At 49.8% G+C, this 13,748-nt stretch carries 8 protein-coding genes and 11 pseudogenes; 7 read left to right on the top strand and 12 right to left on the bottom strand.

Translation table 11 applies throughout. The features are described from left to right. Positions 1 to 7 precede the first annotated feature (7 nt). The 4 genes and pseudogenes from ACQGXV_RS33580 to ACQGXV_RS33595 all read right to left on the bottom strand — a co-directional run. Positions 8 to 355 (bottom strand): annotated as a pseudogene (locus tag ACQGXV_RS33580) (30S ribosomal protein S6--L-glutamate ligase); the annotation flags it as partial. A gap of 18 nt (positions 356 to 373) precedes the next feature. Continuing rightward, positions 374 to 698, bottom strand: a pseudogene (locus tag ACQGXV_RS33585) (hypothetical protein); the annotation flags it as partial. Between the two features lie 43 nt (positions 699 to 741). Then, positions 742 to 1,716 carry an IS30 family transposase gene (locus ACQGXV_RS33590; RefSeq protein ID WP_440864430.1) on the bottom strand — a complete coding sequence of 325 codons (975 nt, stop codon included), beginning with the start codon at positions 1,714 to 1,716 and terminating at the stop codon, positions 742 to 744. 89 nt (positions 1,717 to 1,805) lie between these two features. After that, a pseudogene (locus tag ACQGXV_RS33595) lies at positions 1,806 to 2,380 on the bottom strand (nitroreductase family protein); the annotation flags it as partial. A gap of 262 nt (positions 2,381 to 2,642) precedes the next feature. On the opposite strand from ACQGXV_RS33595, the gene ACQGXV_RS33600 reads away from it, so the two are divergent. Continuing rightward, positions 2,643 to 2,906, top strand: coding sequence for a GrxA family glutaredoxin (locus ACQGXV_RS33600; protein WP_440864431.1), 264 nt, complete (start codon positions 2,643 to 2,645; stop codon positions 2,904 to 2,906). Positions 2,907 to 2,969: 63 nt separating this feature from the next. Here the strand turns inward: ACQGXV_RS33600 and ACQGXV_RS33605 are convergent, their stop codons facing one another. After that, positions 2,970 to 3,338 carry an inner membrane protein YbjM gene (locus ACQGXV_RS33605; protein ID WP_440867782.1) on the bottom strand — a complete coding sequence of 123 codons (369 nt, stop codon included), beginning with the start codon at positions 3,336 to 3,338 and terminating at the stop codon, positions 2,970 to 2,972. Between the two features lie 361 nt (positions 3,339 to 3,699). Between ACQGXV_RS33605 and ACQGXV_RS33610 the strand changes: the two are divergent. The 4 genes and pseudogenes from ACQGXV_RS33610 to ACQGXV_RS33625 form a co-directional block, all read left to right on the top strand. After that, positions 3,700 to 3,990: pseudogene (locus ACQGXV_RS33610) on the top strand (aspartate:alanine antiporter); the annotation flags it as partial. Positions 3,991 to 4,086: 96 nt separating this feature from the next. Beyond that, a complete protein-coding gene (locus ACQGXV_RS33615) occupies positions 4,087 to 4,542 on the top strand; it encodes a transposase (RefSeq protein ID WP_440864432.1) in 456 nt (151 codons plus the stop codon). Positions 4,543 to 4,669: 127 nt separating this feature from the next. Further along, positions 4,670 to 4,882 (top strand): IS630 transposase-related protein, encoded by a 213-nt coding sequence (locus ACQGXV_RS33620; protein WP_440867783.1) that lies wholly within the window; start codon positions 4,670 to 4,672, stop codon positions 4,880 to 4,882. Next, the gene (locus ACQGXV_RS33625; protein WP_440867179.1) at positions 4,806 to 5,339 is read left to right on the top strand and encodes an IS630 family transposase; all 534 of its coding nucleotides are present in this window, start codon (positions 4,806 to 4,808) and stop codon (positions 5,337 to 5,339) included. The genes ACQGXV_RS33620 and ACQGXV_RS33625 overlap by 77 nt, the downstream gene beginning before the upstream one ends. A 21-nt stretch (positions 5,340 to 5,360) precedes the next feature. On the opposite strand, the pseudogene ACQGXV_RS33630 reads toward ACQGXV_RS33625, so the two are convergent. The 4 pseudogenes from ACQGXV_RS33630 to ACQGXV_RS33645 form a co-directional block, all read right to left on the bottom strand. Beyond that, positions 5,361 to 5,726: pseudogene (locus tag ACQGXV_RS33630) on the bottom strand (aldehyde dehydrogenase family protein); the annotation flags it as partial. Between the two features lie 2 nt (positions 5,727 to 5,728). After that, positions 5,729 to 6,295: pseudogene (locus ACQGXV_RS33635) on the bottom strand (IS3 family transposase); the annotation flags it as partial. A 192-nt stretch (positions 6,296 to 6,487) separates the two neighbouring features. Then, a pseudogene (locus ACQGXV_RS33640) lies at positions 6,488 to 7,092 on the bottom strand (transposase); the annotation flags it as partial. A gap of 74 nt (positions 7,093 to 7,166) precedes the next feature. Then, positions 7,167 to 7,669 (bottom strand): annotated as a pseudogene (locus tag ACQGXV_RS33645) (IS5 family transposase); the annotation flags it as partial. Between the two features lie 57 nt (positions 7,670 to 7,726). On the opposite strand from ACQGXV_RS33645, the pseudogene ACQGXV_RS33650 reads away from it, so the two are divergent. Both ACQGXV_RS33650 and deoR read left to right on the top strand, forming a co-directional pair. Continuing rightward, positions 7,727 to 9,131: pseudogene (locus ACQGXV_RS33650) on the top strand (aspartate:alanine antiporter); the annotation flags it as partial. A 239-nt stretch (positions 9,132 to 9,370) separates the two neighbouring features. Further along, a pseudogene (gene deoR / locus ACQGXV_RS33655) lies at positions 9,371 to 10,010 on the top strand (DNA-binding transcriptional repressor DeoR); the annotation flags it as partial. A gap of 317 nt (positions 10,011 to 10,327) precedes the next feature. Here deoR and ACQGXV_RS33660 read toward each other — a convergent pair. From ACQGXV_RS33660 to ACQGXV_RS33670, 3 genes and pseudogenes are all read right to left on the bottom strand, one after another. Next, positions 10,328 to 11,503, bottom strand: coding sequence for a serine hydrolase (locus ACQGXV_RS33660; RefSeq protein ID WP_440867784.1), 1,176 nt, complete (start codon positions 11,501 to 11,503; stop codon positions 10,328 to 10,330). Positions 11,504 to 11,934: 431 nt separating this feature from the next. Then, positions 11,935 to 12,688 (bottom strand): annotated as a pseudogene (locus ACQGXV_RS33665) (methionine ABC transporter permease). Continuing rightward, complete coding sequence (locus ACQGXV_RS33670) at positions 12,681 to 13,697, bottom strand: methionine ABC transporter ATP-binding protein (protein ID WP_440867785.1); 1,017 nt, start codon at positions 13,695 to 13,697, stop codon at positions 12,681 to 12,683. Before ACQGXV_RS33670 ends, ACQGXV_RS33665 begins: the two are co-directional and overlap by 8 nt. Positions 13,698 to 13,748 lie beyond the last annotated feature (51 nt).

Genomic DNA, 13,748 nt, shown 5'->3' on the forward strand with positions numbered 1-13,748 from the left:
TGGCTATAATAGGCAAATCGATGCCCTCGCGCGCCAGCAGTTGCAGCGAATGCAACTGCTGGCGCGCGAGGGTGATTGAGAGCGCATTGTTCAACGCAAAGCTTCCCAGCATTTCAAACTGCCGTAACACTGCGGTGCCGTAAAAAGTAATTTGCGAACCGATGCGTGGAATTACCGCATCGTATTTTACCAACTGGCGACCGCGATAATGCACCGTGGGCGCAGCAGAGTTGATGTTCATGTAGCACGAGAGCGGGTCAATAATATCGACAACGTGCTTGCGCGCTTCTGCCGCCTCACGCAGCCGCATGCAGGAGTACAGGCTGCCGTCCCGAGATAAAATGGCGATCTTCATCAGTTCCTCACCCACGCTTTAGCGGATTGCCCAACCTTGCTGATGCAAATAGTCCAGAATAAAGGGCGTCAGCTCTTTTTGCAGCGTGCGCTGCACGTGCGCACTCCAGGTATAGCCAACCGACTTAAAAATGATTACAACCGATGCCCTGATATGTGGCAAAGAAGCATAGCTGGCTGTTATCAAAATAATGTCGCTTAGCTATATCGCCGCGACGATTACTGCCACGCTGCTGGTAGTAATCGCCCAATTGCTGGTCATACTGTGCCAGCGCGGCCTTATCTAACGGTTGATAGCCATTCTCATGCACCACCAGCGAAGCGGGCAGGCGCGGTTTGAGGTCAAGGGCCCCATTCCCACTCGAAACGCAACAAAACGGTAGAGGCTTATGCCACCAGTAAGTGCGTTAAAAATACCTCATTGGGAGAACGATAGCCCAGCGATTTTCTGCCCCTTGTATTGAGTATGTGTTCGAGTTCGGCAATCTTACGATGACTGACCTGACTGAAGTCTGTTCCCTTTGGGTAAAAACGTCGTATCAGCCCGTTGGTGTGCTCATTCAAGCCCCTCTCCCAGGAATGATAAGGATGGGCAAAGTAGACCTGCGCCCCTGTGATTTGAGTAATTTGCTCGTGCAGAGCGAATTCAGGGCCGTTATCAGCTGTTAGGGTCTTAAACTTGCAAAAGGTATTAGCTTCAATGTCCCTGAAAGCAGCAACCACAGTCTCCGCACGCTTATTAGACAGTTTGCGAATGATGACGGTTTTCAATGCTTTATCTACGATGGTTAACAAGAATGACTTCTGGTCTTTGCCAAAAATAGTGTCAATTTCGAAGTGGCCAGGCTCCTGTTTAAGCTCGGCTTGAGCTGGGCGATACTCAATACCAACACGGTTGGGAATAGGGCCTGATTTGAGGTTTTCGGCATTGTACCTGTAACGTTTTCCCCGATGAGGAAGTTGCTGATATAGCTCCCCGCCAGCCTGTCTCTCCTGCAGGATATAGCGATATAGCGTATTCTTGCTGACAGATATACCGAATTCCAGGTGCAAACGGCCACTGATGATTTCAGGTGAAGAGTGAGTGGAAAGCGCCTGCCTGATGAAGTTCTGAATGTGTGGCTCCAACGGGTAAAAAGCATTGTTTGGCAGAGGCTTATGACGGCGTTCCCGGGCTAGCGTGTCCGCCCTTCTACAGCAGTAGACACCATTGAAAGTAGGGTCGGTATTGCGTCTGAGTTCCCTGCTGATGGTAGAGCGAGGCAGAGCAAGCTCTCTGGCGATGGTAGCTTGGTTGACACCTTCACCACGCCGCTTTTCGATGTAGAACCGTTCTTTCTGAGTCAGATGTTTTCCCTGCATGCAACAGGCTCTCCAGTATGGCCAGAACGGTGATTTTATCCGACTCTGGCAAGTGGGTCACTTTGTTGCGTTTCGAGTGGGAATGGGGCAGGCGTCGCCGCAGGGTAGCCCAGACAGAGGCCAAACAGCGGCAGCACCTGCTGTGGTAACGACAACAGCGTGGTGACATCGGCAATTTGATTACGAATACCGCCAATGAACACGCCGCCCAGCCGCCGCGATCAGTGCGTTCTGCCCCATTAGCGCCGTATCCACGCATCCCAGCAACAATTGCTCAGCCATCCCGATTTGCGCCTGCGGAAAAATGTCCAAGTGACGATGGAAATCGGCGCAAAACACCCAAAACTCGGCAGCATCGGCCACATGCTGCTGATCGCCACTGTAATGGGCTAACGTCTGGCGCAGCGTGGGATAGGTATAGCCAAGCGACATTATTTTGATAACAGCCAGCTATGCTTCTTTGCCGCATATCAGGGCATAGGATGTAATCATTTTTAAGTCGGTTGGCTATAATGCGAATAATGGAGCTGCATTGTAAAAAACTCGAGCTGGATGCGCTCTGGGCAGCGGCAATAATGGCGTTGCGCGCTTCCGTCGCAATAGGCTGTGTGCTAAAAGCACGAATGGAGCGGTGGTTTTGCAACAATTCGATAGTTGGCGTCACACTTCGTGTCCTTATGATGGTATGTCCTGAAGATCGCGGGGGTTACTCTGTGAACCAGATAGCCAGGCGCTTAACAGGCAGTATAAGCCAGCCGTCGCAACTGACCAATGCTGCTCAGCGTATGTTATGCGGCTTGATAGCCATTACATATTAATGTAACAGGAATTTACTGTTTTTTTTCATAGCGGATGGGGGCATAGTACCCATACAGAACGACGAGAACACTATCGTTTACAGCCTTTTGTTTTGATAAGGAGTTAACATGTTTGCTGTTATTTTTGGCCGCCCTGGCTGCCCTTACTGTGTTCGCGCCAAAGCGCTGGCAGAAAAACTGACTGAACAACGTCACGACTTCAGTTTCCGCTACGTTGATATTAACGCAGAAGGGATCACTAAAGATGACCTGTCTAAAACCGTGGGTAAGCCCGTTGAGACGGTTCCGCAGATCTTTTTGGACGAAAAACACATCGGCGGTTGCACCGATTTCGAAGCCTATGCCAAAGCGAATCTGAACCTGTTTCAGTAAAACGGCAACGCCTCGACAACACTCTAACCAAAGGCGCACTCTGCGCCTTTGGTGTTTTTATCTTTAGCGAAAATACCGCTGGCACGACACATAGACGAACAAAAAGCCCAACGCTCCCATCAGACTCCAGAACACCGCACTCATCACGTAGGCCAGTTCCTGCCAGAACGCGTTCATCGGCGTGCGCCAAAAGTGCAGAATAATCAGGCACAGCGGCATGGCCATCAGTGCGCCAAGAAAGGGATAACGCAAACGACCACGCGCCGATAAACCGCTGGCTACAATGCCGGGCAACAAAAATAACAGCATTCCAGGTTCTCCCCGAAATCCCGTTTCCGTTGCGGAAAAGACATCCATTTTTTGACTCAAAAACACCACGGTAAACAACAAAAAACAGCAGGTTGCACCGACCCACCCCTTATTGCTTCCAATATTCGCCTCTCTTTGCCCCACACCCACGTCGCAAGACGAGGTCGAGTGAGGCGTATTTAATCGGAACAACATCGGAATATCCCTGATATAACAACAAGCAAGGCGGCATCATTTTTTATAAAATAAAGGCTGGCTGTAACACAAACACCCAACTAAAATGGCAGCACTCTTGCTACGCGTCGGGCAATTTATTTTCAGAAAACGGGTGGCACCTGTGCCGAATCACGCATTTTCCTTGCCGGATTCTTCACGCCCTGTTCCACTATTGCCCTACAGTGAGTATTCTGAGTGAATGGCAATAAATTTAGCCCTTACCTTCATTAATATCAAGAGATTACTAGTAAACAACACGTTACAGGCCATGAATATAAACGTCGCTGAGTTGTTAAACGGGAATTACATACTGCTGTTATTTGTGGTGCTTGCGTTGGGGCTATGCCTAGGGAAAATACGGCTAGGCAGCGTTCAACTGGGTAATTCTATTGGTGTTTTAGTGGTGTCGTTATTATTAGGGCAGCAACACTTTGCTATAAATACCGATGCGCTGAATCTTGGTTTTATGCTGTTTATTTTTTGCGTTGGAATCGAAGCGGGACCCAATTTTTTCTCTATTTTTTTTCGTGACGGTAAAAACTATTTCGCCCTGGCCTTAGGGCCTAGCCCCATTCCCACTCGAAACGCAACAAAGTGACCCACTTGCCAGAGTCGGATAAAATCACCGTTCTGGCCATACTGGAGAGCCTGTTGCATGCAGGGAAAACATCTGACTCAGAAAGAACGGTTCTACATCGAAAAGCGGCGTGGTGAAGGTGTCAACCAAGCTACCATCGCCAGAGAGCTTGCTCTGCCTCGCTCGACCATCAGCAGGGAACTCAGACGCAATACCGACCCTACTTTCAATGGTGTCTACTGCTGTAGAAGGGCGGACACTCTGGTCCGGGAACGCCGTCATAAGCCTCTGCCAAACAATGCTTTTTACCCGTTGGAGCCACACATTCAGAACTTCATCAGGCAGGCGCTTTCCACTCACTCTTCACCTGAAATCATCAGTGGCCGTTTGCACCTGGAATTCGGTATATCTGTCAGCAAGAATACGCTATATCGCTATATCCTGCAGGAGAGGCAGGCTGGCGGAGAGCTATATCAGCAACTTCCTCATCGGGGAAAACGTTACAGGTACAATGCCGAAAACCGGCTTTGTTGAATAATTTAAGATACTGATTTATATAAGCATTATAAAATTTCAACGACTAATTTTTCCTCTCGGAATGCTTTTTATTGTGCTAACTATTTGATTTGTCGTTCTAACAAAATACATTCTCTGTAAATGCATTCTAACTAAAGAAGATGTAAATCAAACGGTTAAATTATTCAACAAAGCCGATGCTTACCAAAAAGAACGTGCAGAGCGTTTTGGCGTTTGTCAGAAGGCCATTTGGCAAGCGCTTAAAAAGCTGGGATTGACCTATAAAAAAAACTCTACGTCATCCGAAAGCCGACGAAAACGCCCGGCAGGGATTTCAACAAAAAAAACAACAGTATGAAAAAGAAGGTAAACCTATTGTTTTTATTGATGAAAGTGGTTTTTCACACGATACCCCACGGACTCACGGCTATTCCCCAAAAGGTCAACGGTGTTTTGGCCTGAAGAACTGGGGAGCTAGGGGAAGAACAAATGTTATCGGCGCTTTATTAGGCACAACGCTGTTTGCTATCGGATTATTTGATATCAATATTAACAGCGATGTTTTCTATGCCTGGGTCACACAAGTCCTTATCCCAGTACTCCCTAAAAACAGTGTAATCATGATGGACAATGCCACTTTTCACAAAAAACATAATATTCAACAAGTCATCATCGATGCAGGGTATATGGTGGAGTATTTGCCTACATATTCGCCAGATCTTAACCCAATTGAGCATAAATGGGCACAAGCAAAAAGCAAAAAAAGAGAGATGGGTTGCGATACAGAGAGTTTGTTCTCAGTCCATATGGTGTAATCAAAATTAAGTCGCTTGGCTATAGCACTTGGTCCACACGCGCCCCGCCTGAATACCGCGCCCCATACGATAGGCGATGTTGCTATTACGGATCCACACCCCAGCGCCCAATCCATAGTGGGTATCGTTGGCGATCTCCAGCGCATCATCCATGGTTTTAAACGTGGTGACCGCGAGTACCGGACCAAAAATTTCCTCCTGAAACACGCGCATGCTGTTCTTTCCGAACAACACGGTCGGCTCCAGATAATAGCCCTGCGTCAGTGAGTCCGACAACGCTTTGCGCCGCCCACCTGTCAGGATCCGTGCGCCTTACTGCTTACCCACCTCGATATAATCAAGGATGGTTTTCAACTTGCCTTCCGATACCTGTGCCCCCATTGTAGTGGTCAACTAAATTTGGCCACCCTACCTGACTGTTGATGGAACAGCCGTTCTGATTCATTTGGTGTTAACCCACCGTTATACCAGTGAGGTCTGACATCGCTATAATAATGGGTTATGTAGCGAATAATGGATGATTGAGCAGTACTAAAGCTTTGGTAGCCAGTCGTTGGCACCCATTCAGTCTTCAGACTACGGAAGAATCGCTCCATCGGACTATTATCCCAACAATTTCCTCTGCGACTCATACTTTGGGTCATCTGATAACGCCACAATGCCTGCCTATACTGACGACTGGTGTAATGGCTTCCTTGGTCACTATGAAACATGACCTGTTTGGGATGCCCACGCAGTTCCCAAGCCATTTGTAGTGCTTTGGCTGTTAATTCTGAATCTGGCGAAAACGACATTGCCCAACCCACGGGTTTTCGGGCAAATAAATCTAATACCACCGCCAGATACGCCCATCGGTCGCCTGTCCAAATATAGGTTACATCGCCGCACCAAACCTGGTCAGGCTTGGTAACAGCAAACTGCCTATTGAGCAGATTTGGAATATCAATACGGCTTTGTTGAATAATTTAACGTTTTGATTTACAACTTCTTTAGGTGGGATGCATGTACAGAAAATGTATTTTGTTAGAGCGATAAATCAAATAGTTAGCACAATAAAAAGCATTACGGTAGTAAAATTTAGTCGTTAAAATTTTATAATACCCATTTAAATCAGTATTTTAAATTATTCAACAAAGCCTATCAATACGTTCATTTCCACCGCGGTTGTATTGATGTTTTCTTGTTTGGCAACTAACGAGGGTTAATTCTTTCATCAACTTACCCGCTAACCACCGCCCAAGTTTCACGTCGTGTGTATTGGTAACCATCGTGGCGATAGTCCTTGCGCCCGCAGACCCGCCACTAACGTTCCACGCTTCGCTGACCAGGCTACGTTTTATCGTCCGCTCAATATCTGGCTCCTTAGGTCGACACCAATAGCGATAACTGCTTCGGTGAACATTAAAAATACGACACAACGCTTTCACTGGATAAAGCGCTCTTAGCTTTTCAACTACCGAGAATTTTTCAGTGAGTCGGACATTAAGAGCGCAGTAGCCTTTTTTAAGATGGCATTCTCCATTTCCAGTCGGTGGATTTTTTTCTTCATTTCTCTGAACTCAATTTGTTCAGGTTTTAATGGCAGACCAGGCGATGTTTTCCCTTGACGTTCTAAACGAAGGGCTCTTACCCACCGGCTAATCGCTGAAAGACTGACGTTCATGGCTTTCGCGGCTTCCTGTTAGGTATAATTTTGGTCAAGGACTAATTTGGCGGTTTCACATTTAAATTCAGCAGTAATTATTTTACTCATTTTGGCACCTATAAAAATTATGAGGTAAGCATATCACCTCTACTTAGGTGGCCAAATTCAGTATGCCACTACAGAAGGGCGTCGAGAGTATCAGCAACCAGCTTTATGTCGTGGGTATTTGCCCCTGAGACAACCAGAGAGAGGGGAAGCCCGTTCGCATCGGTCATCAGGCTACGCTTTACACCCTATTTCCCCCGGTCTGTGGGATTCCGTCCTGTTTTTTTGAGCCTGCCAGCGGTGACTTCGTCATACAACCATCCATCGACAGCAATGACCAGTCGATAGCATCCAGCTGCTCGCAGGCCAGCAACCCGTTCTGCCAGAACCGTTCAAAAACTCCTGCATCCCGCCACTCCTGGAAGCGGCGGTGAGCGGAGCTTGACGAGCATATCCCGGTGGCATTCAGGGCATTCCACTGGCAACCCGTTCTGAGCACAAAGAGAATGGCGTTCATTGCGGCACGATTATCAACCCGCCTGCGATGCGTACCCAGCGGATGGTGGGTTTTGTGTTCCGCGAGCAACGGAACCATTTTCCCCCAGAGTTCATCGCTGATCTGCCACTTATTGCTTGCCATACTTCCCTCAGAAATTGCCATTACTTATTAACTGACAATTCCTTTTGGGATAGGTTCTTAGTGTTGTTCAGTTCATCGTTGGTGCTGGCACTGCTGTTGGGTAAGCTTTTCGGCTGGGATATAGGGCTGACGGCAGGCATGCTGGCTGGTGCAATGACCTCAACACCCTTGCTGGTCGGGGCGGGCGATGCGATGCGCTGCGCAATGCCAACAGCGTCAATCCACAGCTCAGCGTCGAGTTGGATCACCTGAGCCTTGGCTATGCGCTTACCTATCTGGTCGGGTTGGTGAGCTTGATCTTTGGCGCACGCTACCTGCCAAAACTGCAAAATCAGGATCTGCCAACCAGAGCGCAACAAATCGCGCGTGAACGCGGTCTTGCCCCTGACAGCCAACGTAAAGTGTATCTGCCTATTATCCGTGCTTATCGCGTCGGGCCAGAGCTGGTGGCCTGGGCTGACGGGAAAACCTGCGCGAACTGGGCATTTACCGGCAAACCGGCTGCTCCATTGAGCGTTTGCGCCGTAACGGCATTCTCGCCACGCCCGATGGGGATGCAACCTTGCAACTGGGCGATGAAATTGCGCTGGTGGGTTATCCCGATGCCAATGCACGCCTCAACTCCAATTTCCGTGACGGCAAAGAAGTGTTCGATCGCGAGCTGCTTGATATGCGTATCGTTACCGAAGAAATTGTGGTCAAAAACAACAACGGCGTCGGCAAACGCCTCAGCCAGTTGAAACTGACCGACCATGGCTGCTTTTTAAATCGCATCGTGCGCAACCAGAATGAAATGCCGATTGATGACGGCGTAGTGCTGAACAAAGGGGATGTGCTACAGGTGAGCGGCGATGCCCGGCGGTTGAAAAGCATCTCCGATCGCATCGGATTTATTTCCATCCACAGTCAGGTTACCGACCTGCTCGCGTTCTGCGCTTTCTTTATCATCGGCATCATGGTCGGGCTTATCACTTTCCAGTTCCGTAACTTCAATTTTGCCATTGGCAGCGCAGCCGGGTTGCTGTTTGCCGGGATCATGCTGGGCTTCTTACGCGCCAACCACCCGACCTTTGGCTATATCCCGCAGGGGGCGCTGAATATGGTAAAAGAATTCGGTCTGATGGTGTTTATGGCAGGCGTTGGGCTGAGCGCTGGCAGCACCATCGGCACCAGTTTTGGCTCGGTGGGGATACAAATGTTGTTTGCCGGGCTAGCGATCAGCCTGATACCGGTAGTTATCTGTTTCCTGTTTGGTGCCTATGTACTACGCATGAATCGAGCGTTGTTGTTTGGCGCCATTATGGGCGCGCGTACCTGTGCGCCCGCCATGGATATCATCAGCGATACCGCACGCAGTAATATCCCGGCGCTCGGCTATGCGGGCACTTATGCCATCGCCAACGTGTTGCTGACATTGGCCGGTTCGTTGATTGTCATTATCTGGCCTGAACTGCCGTTTTAAGCGGGTTAAAAAAAATTGTCACTATTCTTTAAATAAAACCGAACTTTTTCGCATGCAGAGCGTCTGAATAAGTGCCGCTGCTTTTCTTTGAAATCCCCTTATTGAGGAGCCCGTCGTTCCCGCCTTTTTAGGTTCAAGAATGATGGGCATTTTCTTTTCTTACCGACCAGACTTCTCTTTGCGACCCGATTCTATTGGATGGTACTATTTACGCCGGACTCACAGGGGATAACCACACGATGGAAACACGGCGCGCAGCACGGATTAACAAACTGACTCAGGCATTGAAAAATGGCGATCGGCTGCACTTGAAACAAGCAGCAGAATTGCTAGGCGTATCCTAAATGACCGTGCGCCGCGATCTGAACGCCACGTCAGCCAGTGTGATTCTGTTGGGCGGATATGTGGTTAACGATCCGCAGAGCAGCGCTATCGGTCACTATTTTGTGTCCGATCAGCAGAACCAGCAGGTACAGGAAAAACGTGTGGCGGCGCAACTGGTCGAGGCGGGTGATACCGTTTTTTTTGACTGTGGCACCACCCTGCCCTTTGTTATTGATGCTATCGACGAAGATCTGCCGTTTACCGCTGTCTGCTATTCCCTGAACACCTTTCTGGCGCTGCAAGCCAAACCCGCAGCCAAAGTCATTTTATGCGGCGGAGAATTCCACCCCGATAATGCCATTTTCACGCCGCTGACGCGGCAGAGCGAACTGGACCCGATCTGCACCAACAAAGCCTTTATCTCGGCGGCAGGGGTCGACCTCAAGCGGGGGGGCGACCTGCTTTAATTTTGCCGAACTGGATATCAAACACCGGGCGATGGCGCTATCGCAGCGCGCTATTCTGGTGGCCGACAGCAGCAAGTTTGGGGCTTTGTTGAATAATTTAAGATACTGATTTATATAAGCATTATAAAATTTCAACGACTAATTTTTCCTCTCGGAATGCTTTTTATTGTGCTAACTATTTGATTTGTCGTTCTAACAAAATACATTCTCTGTAAATGCATTCTAACTAAAGAAGATGTAAATCAAACGGTTAAATTATTCAACAAAGCCCAAGTTTGGCCGAATACAGCCTGCCGCTATCGGCGCATTGACGCAGTTCGATACGCTGGTGACCAACTGCGCCCCGCAAGTCACCTATCAGGATTTCACGCTCGACAACGGCATTATGCTGATCTATCCCGGTTGTTAAAACCAACCGCCAAACCACTTGGTCAGGGTTAACCAAATGGCATCCCACAGCCGCCCGAACAAACCGGCCTCAGGCACCTCATCCAGCACCACCAGCGGTCGCTGGGCGATCACTTTGCCATCCAATTGGAAATCCACAGTACCGACGGCCTGATTTTTTGCCAACGGTGCCTGTAAATGTGGCGATGTCAGCGTAAAACTGGCTTTCAGATTGCGCATTTGCCCTTTAGGCACCGTGAGTGCGACATCGTCTGCAACCCCTAACCGCGCTTCACTCCGCGCGCCGTACCAGACAAGCTGGGTGGTAAACGTGGTATTGGCCTGAACCGGCGTGACCGTTTCGAAGAAGCGGAAACCCCAGGTCAGCAGCTTTTCACTATCGCGAAAACGAATGGCATCCGTCGGTGCGCCCAGTACCACAGAAATTAACCGCATGTTGCCTTCCGTTGCGGAAGCCACCAGATTATGTCCGGCACCGTTGGTATGTCCGGTTTTGATGCCATCAACATTCAGGTTGCTGCTCCACAACAAACGGTTGCGATTGGGCTGTTTGATGTTATTAAAAGTGAACTCTTTTTCTTTATGTAGGGCGTACTCTTCCGGTACATCGCGTATCAACGCCTGCCCCAACAGCGCCATATCACGCGCCGTACTGTATTGGCCAGCAGCATCCAATCCGTGCACGGTGAGGAAATGGGTATTGGTGAGGTTAAGTGATTTGACGTAATTGTTCATCAGGCTGACAAACGCATCCTGACTGCCTGCCACATAGTCGGCCAACGCAATGCTGGCATCGTTGCCCGATTGAATAACGATGCCTTTATTCAGTTCCAACACCGGAATTTTATCGCCGGGTTTCAGAAACATCAGCGACGATCCTCGTAGCGCCGGGTTAACCGTTGCCCAGGCATCTTTACCGACGGTAACCAGATCGTCGGGTTTAATTTTTTCCGTTTTTATCGCCTGACCGATAACGTAGCTTGCCATCATTTTCGTCAGGCTCGCGGGATCCAGTCGCTCATCCGCTCGCTGTTCCGCCAGCACCACGCCACTGTGGTAATCCATGAGAATAAAGGCTTTGGCCTCAATCTGCGGTGCAGCAGGTGCCTGTTCGGCATGTACGTTTGGGGTTAGGGTTAGCGTCAGCCACAGCAGCGTTGCGCTGCATAGCATCAAGCGGGAGCATGCGGCCTTGGGAAATCGAGCCTGGGGGAAATGGGCCGTAGTGTTCATGCGTCCTCCATGTCGTAAGTCGTGCAGTTAATCTGATCAGATTTCGATATTTTTTGCAACGAATGGCAATAAGCTGTGTACCCTAAATACGTCGAGTTACAGGCAGGAGACAAGGGAGATAATCCCGATGAGCTTACATAAGTAAGTGATTCGGGTGAACACGCGTAGCCAACGCACCTGTAACTTGAAGTATGACGGGTATAGACGTTACCGTCCGCCGCCCGACATTAAAACGCCCTACTCTGTAAAGATACTCAAAGAAATGCAAACGTCTAGAAAATACGCTGATTTATAAATACGTTATGAGAGTTTTCTCATGGAAGGAATGGAAAACCGGCAAGCGGCACGGACCGCTCGCCGGTAACAGACCGTTAGCGACGAGCGCGTTTATCCGCGCGCTTGGCAAACCAGTCACCCAGCATCTGCACGACTTGCACCAGAATAACCAGCGCCACCACGGTCACCACCATCACCTGCGTTTCATAGCGGTAATAACCAAAGCGGATCGCTAAATCACCGACGCCACCACCGCCCACAATATAGCCAACCGACTTAAAAATGATTACATCCTATGCCCTGATATGCGGCAAAGAAGCATAGCTGGCTGTTATCAAAATAATGTCGCTTGGCTATACCTGCCATCGCAGAGTAGCCAATCAGGCTGACCAGCGTGATGGTCAGTCCGCGCAGCAAACCCGCCTTGGCTTCCGGCAACAGAACGGTCGCAATAATGCGCATTGGGCTGGCGCCAAACGCTTCCGCTGCTTCGACAATGCCGGGATCGACTTCGCGCAGGGCGCTGTCCACCAGACGCGCATAAAACGCCATCGCAGCCACCGACATCGGCACCGATGCCGCCAACGGGCCGATGGTGTTGCCCAGCAGAATTTGGCTAAGCGGCAACAGCAGCACCAACAGGATGACAAACGGGATAGAGCGGATTATGTTGACCAGAATGGTGCTAGATAAATACACCGCCCGGTTTTGCCAAAACAGGTTTCTGTCGGTGACAAAAATCAGCAGGCCCAAAGGCAGGCCACAGACAATGGCGCACAGCGTTGCAATGCTGACCATCTTAAAGGTTTCGCCAAACTCAACGGTCAGGTCGAGCCAAAAATCACCCATGTAACACCTCCACGCGCGCGGTGCGGGTCTGAACATAATGGATAGCGGCGGCCAGTTGTTCGCTGTCCGTCGGGTGGGTCAGCAACACCACCAGAATACCTAACGCACGGTTGCCGATATATTCAATCTTGCCGTGCAACATATTGACCAAAATGCCATAACGCACCGCCACATCAGATAACACGGGCTGCTCGGCGGAATCACCGATAAACAGAATTTTCAGCAACGTGCCTTGCAGCTCTTCTTTCAGACGAGCGGGCAATTCCAGATTCAGCGTGTGGGAGACCAGTTGTTGCGTGAACGGATGTTGCGGTGCAGCAAATACATCGAACACATCCCCCTCTTCCACTACGCGGCCTTGCGTCATCACCGCCATGCGATCGCATACGGTTTTGATGACGCTCATTTCATGAGAAATCAGCACAATGGTGATGCCCAGGCGCTGATTAATCTCTTTGAGCAGCACCAGAATGGCGGCAGAGGTTTCCAGATCGAGCGCCGAGGTCGGCTCATCGCACAGCAGCACTTCGGGATGGTTGGCAATCGCGCGTGCAATACCGACGCGCTGTTTCTGCCCACCGCTCAGGCGGGAAGGATAAACATCGGCCTTATCGGACAATCCGACAAGGCTTAGCATTTCAGGCACGCGCTGGGCTATTTCCTGCGCAGATTTGCCCGCTGCTTTCAAACTGAACGCGACGTTTTCCGCCACGGTACGCGTTTGCATCAGGTTGAAATGCTGAAAAATCATGCCAATGCCCTGACGGGCACGGCGCAGTTCACTGCCGCTTAAATCACTGATCGTGACGCCATTCACCGTGACACTGCCGCTCGTCGGGCGTTGCAACAGGTTAATGGTACGCAACAGGGTACTTTTTCCCGCACCGCTGGTGCCCACAATACCGAAAATTTCACCCTGCTGGATACGCAAACTGACGTTATCCACCGCCGCCGTTGCGCCCGCTTTGCCCTGTGAAAAATTCACGCTAATCGCGTTGAGTTCTATCATCACGTATTCTCTGTTTTATCCCGGCCAAAAATATTATCCCGGCCAAAGGCC

The organism is Symbiopectobacterium purcellii (genome assembly GCF_052050035.1).
In the GTDB taxonomy this organism is placed as follows: domain Bacteria; phylum Pseudomonadota; class Gammaproteobacteria; order Enterobacterales; family Enterobacteriaceae; genus Symbiopectobacterium; species Symbiopectobacterium purcellii_A.

Bases quoted from the DNA above. Each gene is read 5' to 3' on its own strand.
- ACQGXV_RS33590 (WP_440864430.1), bottom strand. From the start codon at position 1,716: ATGCAGGGAAAACATCTGACTCAGAAAGAACGGTTCTACATCGAAAAG.
- ACQGXV_RS33600 (WP_440864431.1), top strand. From the start codon at position 2,643: ATGTTTGCTGTTATTTTTGGCCGCCCTGGCTGCCCTTACTGTGTTCGC.
- ACQGXV_RS33615 (WP_440864432.1), top strand. From the start codon at position 4,087: ATGCAGGGAAAACATCTGACTCAGAAAGAACGGTTCTACATCGAAAAG.
- ACQGXV_RS33660 (WP_440867784.1), bottom strand. From the start codon at position 11,503: ATGCTATGCAGCGCAACGCTGCTGTGGCTGACGCTAACCCTAACCCCA.
- ACQGXV_RS33670 (WP_440867785.1), bottom strand. From the start codon at position 13,697: ATGATAGAACTCAACGCGATTAGCGTGAATTTTTCACAGGGCAAAGCG.